This is a genomic window from Porphyromonas catoniae ATCC 51270 (genome assembly GCF_000565015.1).
Classification (GTDB): Bacteria; Bacteroidota; Bacteroidia; order Bacteroidales; family Porphyromonadaceae; genus Porphyromonas; species Porphyromonas catoniae.
The window spans coordinates 45,237-54,119 of record NZ_JDFF01000020.1; the positions used below are offsets into that span (position 1 = coordinate 45,237).

Here is an 8,883-nt window from a genome sequence, read left to right on the forward strand (position 1 = left end):
TCATACCCTCCCTCAGGTTGCCTTCACTTCTGAATAGAGCATATCCATCTCCTTCGAACAAGCATGCATAAAGTATTGCCGACCTTTGGGAAAACATGCTGCTCTTCTTCACTTGGAATATTTTCCTGCACCACCCTGCTAGCTCTACCTCAGCCTTACCTCGCAAGCTACAGGTGAACCACATGGTCACACTGAGCAGCGACCTCAGGATGATGCGTGATGAAGAGTATCAGACGATCGCTTGCCTGTCCTTTGAGGTAGGCGAGGAACTGCCTCTCGGTCTCTTGGTCAAGGGCCGAAGTCGCTTCATCAAGGAGCAGTATTTTACCAGGTCTAAGTAGGGCACGAGCAATCGCCAGACGTTGCGCCTGACCCTCCGAGAGTCCTAAGCCTCGCTCTCCGATCACAGTGTCTAGTCCCTTCGGGAGCTCAAAGACAAAGTCTGCCACTGCTAGTCTTAGCACCTCATTTAACCTATCGTCCGTGGCTCGCTCATCTCCAATGAGGAGGTTCTCACGAATTGTCCCACTAAACAGTGAGCCACCCTGAGGAACATAGACAAAGTTACTCCGTGTCTCTTCGCTCACACGGTAGACCTTCCCAGCTCCATCAGACAGCTGAATAGTCCCATCGCTGGGAGTAATCAATCCAAGTAGCAGGCGAAGCAGAGTTGTCTTCCCTGCCCCTGTACGCCCCATGAGAGCCACCATGTCTCCTGTGCTTGCCTTCAGCGAGAAGTCTTGGTACACCCAGTCTTCATCTTCACTATATCGGAAGCCTAGATCCTTCACCTCAAGAGTAACATGCCCAGTAAGGTAAATATGCCTTCCCATCTGCTCGGTCTTAAACTCAAGCAGGCTCACCAAACGATCCAGCGAAGACTTCGAAGAGATAAGTAGCGGAAGATTAGCAATGAGTGTTGTCAGAGGAGACTGGATCCTAGCTACGAGCTGTAGGAAAGACGTCATCAGACCAAAGGTAATCGCTCCTCCATACAGCTCTCGAGCACTCCATAGGAACGCTACGATATAACCACCAGAGAAAGCAGCCTGCATGATGAGATTGGCAAACACCGAGACGAAGGTTTGCCTCTTGACCGCCTTTAGATAAAGTGCCTGCAGGAAGGTGAGGTGATCAACAGCTGCTCCCTGACGCTCAAACGTACGGATCACAGTCTGGTTCAGCAGTGTCTCTTGTATCTGTGCTGTTATCTCGCTCTCATGTTGCTTTATCTCATCCGTATAGCGACGCATACGCTTGTAGTAGAGCTTACCAAAGGCTGCCAAGAAGGGCATCCCAACACCCAGGATAAGTGCTAATGTCGGACTGAAATAGTAAAGTAAACAAAGCGCACCAACCAACTGAGCTAGAGAGATGATGCTTGAGGGGAGCGTAGTCACAAAGAAGGAAACAACGCTATCCGTATCCTTGAGCATGCGCACAACCATGTCTCCACTATGCATCTTACCCAGACTTACCCAGCGTGTATAGAGCAAGTGAGAGAAGACCTTCGTCTGCACAGCATTGCTCATACGTGCAGCAGTATAACTCGAGAGCCGAACCGAACCGATGCGACAAAGCACTTGGATAGCCAGAGTCGTGACTAGTGCTGCGGCATAAGCATGTATTGATCCTCCTCGCTGATGAGATGCTATGTCGATGACACACTTGGACAGCCAGATGAAGACGAGATTGGTCGTCACTGTCCCGAGACCGAGTAGGAGGATTAAGAGGATGCTCCACTTATGTCCCCGAAGGATGAAGCGAATGAGTTCGAGCATCAGAGCTTACGTAAGCGGAGCATTAAGTGCCCAATGATCGATCCCCAAATAATCCGGGAGGCATGCGTTGGGGCGATAGCATGTAGTCGGTAAGAGCGACGTGCCTTAAAGAGCAACTTCCTAAGATCTGTCATGAGGCGACTACGAGCTCGCTCGGGTCGTTGGCTGAAACCAAAGTTCCCACTACGCAAAACATCCCGAACGATCTGATCCGAATAAGGATCATGTCCCTCAAGCCGAGAGAAGGGGAAGACCTCTGGGGCAACATGTAGATATTCCTCCGCAGCTTGAGCAAAGAGCTGCATTGGATAGAGGATATCCAGAGCACCAGCGATTCGCTCAATCTCCTTTGTATCCACCTGTCCTTTCAGCTGGGTCATCAGCCGTATCCAGTCGCAGTACTGTCGAAAACCGACCCCCCAATGTAGCCAGTGGAAGAACATGTGGATGAACGTATAGACGATATTCAGCTCGTGAGGAAGAGTCTTAAACGTATATCCCTCGTATGTGATGGTCAGGAAGGCATCCGACTGCGCAGCTTCCCAGACGAGGTCATCAAAGAACTGATTGTATTTCTTGTGATCAAAGAAGACTGCTCTAGCATGGTTCTCTACGACCGTCCGTCCATAGGTGAAGGCTGTATGACCATAGCGCACCTCCGAATCATCATGTAGGTAATAGCCCTCAGCCTCCAGCAGGGCATTGGCACGCTCGTAATCCCCTGATCGGTAGAAAAGCGTATCCAAATCTCCGCCTGTACGGAGCGTAGGATCGGGATAAAAGAGTGACAGTCCTAAGCCCTTGAGCAGGACGAAGGGAAGGTCATGAGCTTGGTAGAGAGCGGAGAGTTGCTCAAGTGCTTTGGTTAGGTAACGATTTCCCCGCTTAGTCATCTCAATCTCTGAGAAGATTGTCAGGCGAAGGGTACGGCAGGGCAGGGCTTCTTTAGGCAAAAGTAAGACACGGTCCCCTACGAAAGCGGGGACTGCATGTGCTACCATGAGCCTATGGATCTGTGTCCACACAGCATCATCAAGCCCTACAAAAGGTGTAGGATCGGGAATATCCCCATGAATGGCAGAGGCCAGTAGCTCTAGGAAAAGGTGCTCCTGCTGAGACAAGGAGTGTGTCGTACTCAATCTATTACGTTTGCCTCTTTGAGCATCTGGACGAGGAGCTCTATATCTGCGGAGGCTTGCTCTCGGCTCACATCGTACCGCTCGGTAAGGAGATCAACCCAGTCCTCCTGCGTAAAGTCTTCGTCCCGAACCTGCTCGATGAGGTACGCCGCACTATCGTTGAGGCTCACAGCTTGTGTATAATCCAAACTATCCTCTGAGCCTACGATCATGATGTACTCATCTGCTATCTTGCGAAGAGAGATCTGGTCTTTTATTCTCATATTCCATTTGTCTAATATCAACTTAATCTACTATAGCACTTTGAGACAACCCCACGCTAATCCCACTCCTCATCCCAATCAAAAATCTCTATCCCCTCGGGAAGCTCCTCTGCAAATTGATCCAGATCTCGTCGGTCCTTCTTCGTCGGTCTCCCCAACCCTTTAGCTCGATCCACAAAGCCCGACACTCGTTGTAGCTCTAGGAGTTCGTACTGCTCACGGGGGGTGACATTCTGCATGAACTCCTCTACACGCTTTGCCCCAACCCTTGATCCAAGGAGCTGGATAACACGAAAGGAATATTCAATCGGAGGCTTACGCACGGAGACAATATCCCCGACATGTATCATTCGTGAGGGTTTAACAACAGTTCCCCCAACGGCGACTCGCCCCTTCTTGCAGGCATCGGTTGCGATTGATCGGGTTTTGAAGATACGTACCGCCCACAGCCATTTATCTACTCGAGCCTCCTCCATCTACATCCTACACTATAATAATCTATGCTACAAATGTACGTAAATATTAAGTAATCCCATAGATCTCTATCAAGCCCATACCTCAGCCTACACCCCCTCATTCCATTAGCCTTACGACCCACTGTCCCTAGCTCTTTGCCCACCGCTCCGTAGTCTCGAGCTCCCATACAGTTCAATCACCACACGCTCTTGTACAAAAGACCTCTATGCCCCATCTGGACATCCTCTCCTAGACAGCTATAAAACAGGTATTTACAATACTGCTAAATTACCTCCTCACGAGTTACCATAAGTCGTTGTGACGAGTTATGGTAACTCTTCCAAACGAGTTATAGTAAGTCTCTAAAACGAGTTATGGTAAGTCGTTGTGACGACTTACCATAACTCATTTCTCCTCTTCTCAAAGCGTCCTATTTCCAGGCCCTTATGAGAGGACATATAATTTAAATATGGGTCGCGGAGGCCACCTCCCCAAACTTCACCATTTAAGGATATCAAAAACTCTACACTCACGAAGCACACAGAGGTACCCCTCCCTACATACTAGAGAATTCCATTTATACAATGAGAGAAGTCGGTTGAGAAGCTTAACCCACAATCGTACGATCACCGAGCAGGTTGGAGAGACGCCTCTTCTCGGCATTCAGGTCTGCTAGGCTAGACATCAGAGAAAGGACTTCACTAGCATCTGAGGCTCTCTGGGCTGCTTTTAGTTCATCATGCAGCTGATGCATGTAGCGGACGAGTAGAGCCATCTTATAGCTATTACAGGCTCGGATGGCAAGCGAACCCAAATAACGCTCCTCTCGCTTGATATCTTCCTCTTCATCGTCTGCCGAAGACAGACTTCCACCGACACCTTTATTTGAGGTAGGGAGGTCAAGCAGGTATTGAGGCAGATCGACCATATCAGGACGAAACTCCAGAAGGTCACTCTCGGCAGCTAGCTCCGTGGTGAGCTTCCTCAGAGCAGCATCTTCGTGATTGGTAAAGTATGATATTGGGGCAAATGTCCCTTCCTCATTCTTTACCCGAAGTTCATGAATAAAGCGAGCAAAAAGAGGCGAATACATCTCCTCTACATTATCTATCTCTAGCTCCCGATACACGAAGTCAATCAGGCGATAGCGTGCAGGTGTGGCAGGGAATGCTACACCTTGCACCTCAGGCGTACCCATTCCTGTAGGGATATGAATAGTATGATCATAGTAAAGGAGTAAGAGCTGCATCAATTCACGCTCAAAAGGCTCAATGCTTCCTTCATCAACCAGAGGGGAAGGGCTGGTGACTGCTATCTGCTCTTCTTGAGCGGAATCCACCTCAGGCTCTTCGGGCGGCGTAGCAGGGGTAGGAGTAGGATTACTAGGAACATAATGCCCCGAAGCTGTAATACCACGCCTGCGAAGCTTATTCACCTCCGAGGCAAGGAGCTGCTCATCCATACGGAGAATCCCTGCGGAGCTCTGGATAAGCACAGCTCGCTGTATGGAGTCAGGAATGAGAGCAATGCTACCCATAATATCTGTAATCAGTTCGGCACGTCGTAGGGGATCACGTGCCATCTCCTCACGGAAGAGGTCGATCTTGAAGTGGATGAAGTCCGTCTCTTGTTCATCCAAGAAACTCTGGAGTTCGCTACTGCTATGGCTCCGTGCGAAGGAGTCTGGGTCTTCCCCATCGGGTAGCAATACCACCTTGATACGAAAGCCCTCTTCGAGCAAGAGATCAATCCCACGGAGAGCGGCCTTAATCCCCGCTTGGTCACCATCGTAGAGTACCGTGATGTCGGTCGTAAAGCGACGAATCAGTCGGATTTGATCCAGCGTAAGGGCTGTACCCGAGGATGAGACAACATTCTCTATCCCGGACTGGTGCATCGAGAGGACATCCGTATAGCCCTCAACGAGATAGCATTTACCAGCCTTAGCTATCGCACTCTTTGCCCAGTAGAGACCATATAGCTCACGACTCTTGGAATAGATTAGGCTCTCGGGTGAGTTAAGATATTTGGCTGTCTTATCCCGCTTGCCCATGATACGTCCCCCGAAGGCAACATAACGACCACTGAGGTTACGCACAGGGAAGATCACACGTCCACGGAAGCGGTCAATCCCACTCTGATGCTCCTCGTGCTGGATCGTTAGCCCAACCTCGACCAAGCGTTTAAGCGGGAAGCCGGCATGCACTGCTGCTTGGGTCAGCACACTCTTCCCCTCTGGTGAGTAGCCCAGACCGAACTTCTCAATGGTCTCTGGGCGAATACCTCGCTCACGGAAGTACGCCATCCCGACACTCCGTCCCTCCTCAGTCTCTAGGAGCTGCTCACGAAAGAACTTTGCAGCGAAGTCATTAACGACGAAGAGCGATTCGCGTTCGTTGTTTCGCTGCTTCTCCTCCTCTGTTTCCTCACGCTCTATGACCTCGATGTTGTACTTCTTCGCCAGGTACTTCAGCGCCTCAGCATAGGAGAGCTGCTCGTGCTTCATGATGAAGTTTAGGGGTGTACCACCCTCACCGCACGAGAAACACTTACAGATGTTCTTGGCGGGATTAACGTAGAAGGATGGATTGCGGTCACTATGGAATGGGCACAGCCCCACGTAGTTCACTCCCTGCCTTCTTAGGCTAATGAAGTCACTAACTACATCAAGGATCTGTGCTGTATCAATGATCCGCTGTCGGGTCTGTTGGTCTATCAACGAGCAGAGAGTCTAAGGGATTAATGTCGTGATATGAGCTAGGTCCTCGGGCGTATCCACTCCGATGGTTGCCTCATCGGTGAGCTGGACTTGGATCTGGAGGCCTGCAGAGAGCCAGCGCAGTTGTTCCAAGCTCTCCCCTTGCTCTAGTGGTGAGGGAGGGAGGCTCTGTAACCGCTGCAAGAGACTCGTGCGAAAGGCATAAAGCCCGATATGCTTCAGATATTCATGCTTGCTGGCCCATGGCTCCTCCATACCTCTTAGGTAAGGGATGACCGAGCGACTGAAGTAGAGTGCACGACCCGATGTAGCACGGACAACCTTCACTGCATTAGGGTTGGCTAAGTCTTCATTCGTAGCCTCCTTCGGGAAGGGCTGTGCTAACGTCGCTATCTCTACACTTGGATCATCGAAGGCATCTATGAGTAAGCGAATGTGAGCCTCCGATATAAATGGCTCATCTCCCTGCAGGTTAATCAGCACATCCGCCTCTCGCCCTAGTCGCTCATAGGCCTCTAGGCAACGGGACGTACCCGAGGTATGCACCCCCGAGGTCATGATAGCCTCATACCCTTGCTGGACGACGACTGAACGAATGCGCTCATCATCTGTCGCAACGACGACATCGGGTGTAAGGCGTAAGGCTCGCTCCACGACATGTAGAATCATAGGACGTCCTTGGATCAGAGCCAAGGGCTTCCCAGGGAAACGTGTCGAGGCATACCGAGCAGGAATGATTGTGAGGATACGCATCTATTGCAGCTGATTTACATTGCTTTTATACCCCGAAAGATACGACAATTCACCCACACCTCGGTGCCTCTCCCTCCTAATGCGTGAAGCCCAACAGCTCAACATCACCATGATTTAGAACATATTAACACTACCCCTCTCCAGCCGAAGGCAATGAACAACTGAGCAAAAAATCTTGGAAGTTATAGGTTATCCCAGAGCTAAGATCAGGCCAAGACAAGGGCTATGATTAACAAAAAAATCGCTGCAAGACCATGATCTCACAACGACTATAGCTATCCAGAGTGCCTCACCAACCGCCACATCGCTGTAGCTAGGAAGCCTATTTGCGGAGAGGCGGGAAATGAACGAATCCCACCTATGTTGTTGTATGACAGGTTCTATCTAATCTAGTCAAGCGGGGAGTGTAGCAAAAGTGTAGCAGTTTTCTGACTGACTCTTGACGGCTCTTCTGAATGGCTATTGAAAGTAAAACATCTCTCTTTTTCGGTTGACAAAGGCACAGAAAAACGAACGATAAGCAAAGCTTCTCTTTTATAGGTGTTTACGTAGATCCTTGCTACACAGTCTAGTGCACGGTGCAAGCCCTATATATAAGGGGCTTGCACCGTGCACCTGTGTCACCTGTGTGGCTGGGCAAAAATGACGTGTTCTCTTGAAGGAAAATTTCCTATCTCTATCTTATATCAGCCCCATTGCAGCCCCGATAGACATCTATATTGCATCTGATGCAAGACCTCTTGCATTGGGCGCATGAACTTGCACGAAACGGGTTGGTTGAGCTCGGATGCGTTTATAACTTTGAGTATATGGAAAAACTACTCGAGCTCCTGAGAGCTACTCGCCTGAAGAATGGAATTTCGCAAGACTATCTTGCTGTAAAGCAGGGAGTTTCCTCAAGCTCTGTCTCGAGCTGGGAATCCAAAGGTAACTTCCCCAGTGTCGATAAGTTCTTTGAGTATGCAAAGCTTTTGGGGTTCACTCTTCAAGAGGTTCTTGCACTCAGTGCAAATGCTCCTATTGAAGTCCCCAAGCCAGTGGGTAAGATTGAGATCTCGGCCTATGATAAAGCGAGCTTCAAACGTCTTGTTGTGCAACAGCTTGAAGAGGAGGATGGCCAGATTGAATTTGTCACAACGCATCTGAAATAATAGAAGTAATCTCTATGGAGAGCAGTGTCTATCAGGATTTGATAGACCGGCTTAATCGAATTGAGTAGTATGTAGAGCGTACCACCCACCTCCTGCAAGACATCGATGATGAGCTCGAGATGTCTACGAAGGATCTCATAGAGACGTTGAATGTCTCTGAGTCGACCCTGTATCGTTGGCGTAAGAAGAACCTGGTTCGCTTTCGCTATACGGAGAGCGGGGATGTGCGCTACTTCTATAAGTCTCTGCTTATCTGCGCTCGCTGTCACCGCTTGCGTATCTCGGGTATGCGTAATGACGAGCTTCTGGATCGTCTTTTGCGCTATAAGGATAAGCTTATCCTCTCGAGTTGTCTCGCTTCAGAACGATGATCCCCATCATGATAGAGAAAGAGCAGGTACTAGCCTTGACGGATCAAGGCCTCACTATCTTTAGTCACTATCTGGGGTTTGAGGTCAATCTGCATCGTAATTTCCGGAGTCCGTTCTATGATGACAGGCGAGCTTCTTGTCATATCTACTACGACAAGAAATCGCCGACCTATAAGTACTACGACCATGACATCCCTCCTATGCGGGGGATTGCTTTTGGTTTGTAGCACAGTTACGAGGCATCGATCTG

7 protein-coding genes and 2 pseudogenes are annotated in these 8,883 nt (G+C 49.6%); 3 read left to right on the forward strand and 6 right to left on the reverse strand.

Annotated features, from left to right (window positions below):
• Positions 1-167 precede the first annotated feature (167 nt).
• The 6 genes from HMPREF0636_RS05475 to kdsB form a co-directional block, all read right to left on the reverse strand.
• Complete coding sequence (locus tag HMPREF0636_RS05475; RefSeq protein WP_044169025.1) at positions 168-1,781, reverse strand: ABC transporter ATP-binding protein; 1,614 nt, start codon at positions 1,779-1,781, stop codon at positions 168-170.
• Complete coding sequence (locus tag HMPREF0636_RS05480; protein WP_248616882.1) at positions 1,781-2,920, reverse strand: nucleotidyltransferase domain-containing protein; 1,140 nt, start codon at positions 2,918-2,920, stop codon at positions 1,781-1,783. Before HMPREF0636_RS05480 ends, HMPREF0636_RS05475 begins: the two co-directional genes overlap by 1 nt.
• Positions 2,917-3,183: a PqqD family protein gene (locus HMPREF0636_RS05485; protein ID WP_005469488.1), complete on the reverse strand. Its 267-nt coding sequence runs from the start codon at positions 3,181-3,183 to the stop codon at positions 2,917-2,919. The genes HMPREF0636_RS05480 and HMPREF0636_RS05485 overlap by 4 nt, the downstream gene beginning before the upstream one ends.
• Positions 3,184-3,239: 56 nt before the next feature.
• Positions 3,240-3,659 carry an Hsp15 family ribosome-associated heat shock protein gene (locus tag HMPREF0636_RS05490; RefSeq protein WP_005469489.1) on the reverse strand — a complete coding sequence of 140 codons (420 nt, stop codon included), beginning with the start codon at positions 3,657-3,659 and terminating at the stop codon, positions 3,240-3,242.
• Positions 3,660-4,246: 587 nt separating this feature from the next.
• The gene (dnaG, locus tag HMPREF0636_RS05495; protein ID WP_044169028.1) at positions 4,247-6,358 is read right to left on the reverse strand and encodes a DNA primase; all 2,112 of its coding nucleotides are present in this window, start codon (positions 6,356-6,358) and stop codon (positions 4,247-4,249) included.
• A 12-nt stretch (positions 6,359-6,370) separates the two neighbouring features.
• Positions 6,371-7,111 (reverse strand): 3-deoxy-manno-octulosonate cytidylyltransferase, encoded by a 741-nt coding sequence (gene kdsB / locus HMPREF0636_RS05500; protein WP_044169030.1) that lies wholly within the window; start codon positions 7,109-7,111, stop codon positions 6,371-6,373.
• A gap of 809 nt (positions 7,112-7,920) precedes the next feature.
• Between kdsB and HMPREF0636_RS05505 the strand changes: the two genes are divergently transcribed.
• From HMPREF0636_RS05505 to HMPREF0636_RS05515, 3 genes and pseudogenes are all read left to right on the forward strand, one after another.
• Complete coding sequence (locus HMPREF0636_RS05505; protein WP_044169032.1) at positions 7,921-8,262, forward strand: helix-turn-helix domain-containing protein; 342 nt, start codon at positions 7,921-7,923, stop codon at positions 8,260-8,262.
• Positions 8,262-8,633, forward strand: a pseudogene (locus HMPREF0636_RS05510) (DNA-binding protein). Before HMPREF0636_RS05505 ends, HMPREF0636_RS05510 begins: the two are co-directional and overlap by 1 nt.
• A gap of 8 nt (positions 8,634-8,641) precedes the next feature.
• Positions 8,642-8,883: pseudogene (locus HMPREF0636_RS05515) on the forward strand (bifunctional DNA primase/helicase); the annotation flags it as partial.

Bases quoted from the DNA above. Each gene is read 5' to 3' on its own strand.
- HMPREF0636_RS05475 (WP_044169025.1), bottom strand. From the start codon at position 1,781: ATGCTCGAACTCATTCGCTTCATCCTTCGGGGACATAAGTGGAGCATC.
- HMPREF0636_RS05485 (WP_005469488.1), bottom strand. From the start codon at position 3,183: ATGAGAATAAAAGACCAGATCTCTCTTCGCAAGATAGCAGATGAGTAC.
- HMPREF0636_RS05490 (WP_005469489.1), bottom strand. From the start codon at position 3,659: ATGGAGGAGGCTCGAGTAGATAAATGGCTGTGGGCGGTACGTATCTTC.
- kdsB (WP_044169030.1), bottom strand. From the start codon at position 7,111: ATGCGTATCCTCACAATCATTCCTGCTCGGTATGCCTCGACACGTTTC.
- HMPREF0636_RS05505 (WP_044169032.1), top strand. From the start codon at position 7,921: ATGGAAAAACTACTCGAGCTCCTGAGAGCTACTCGCCTGAAGAATGGA.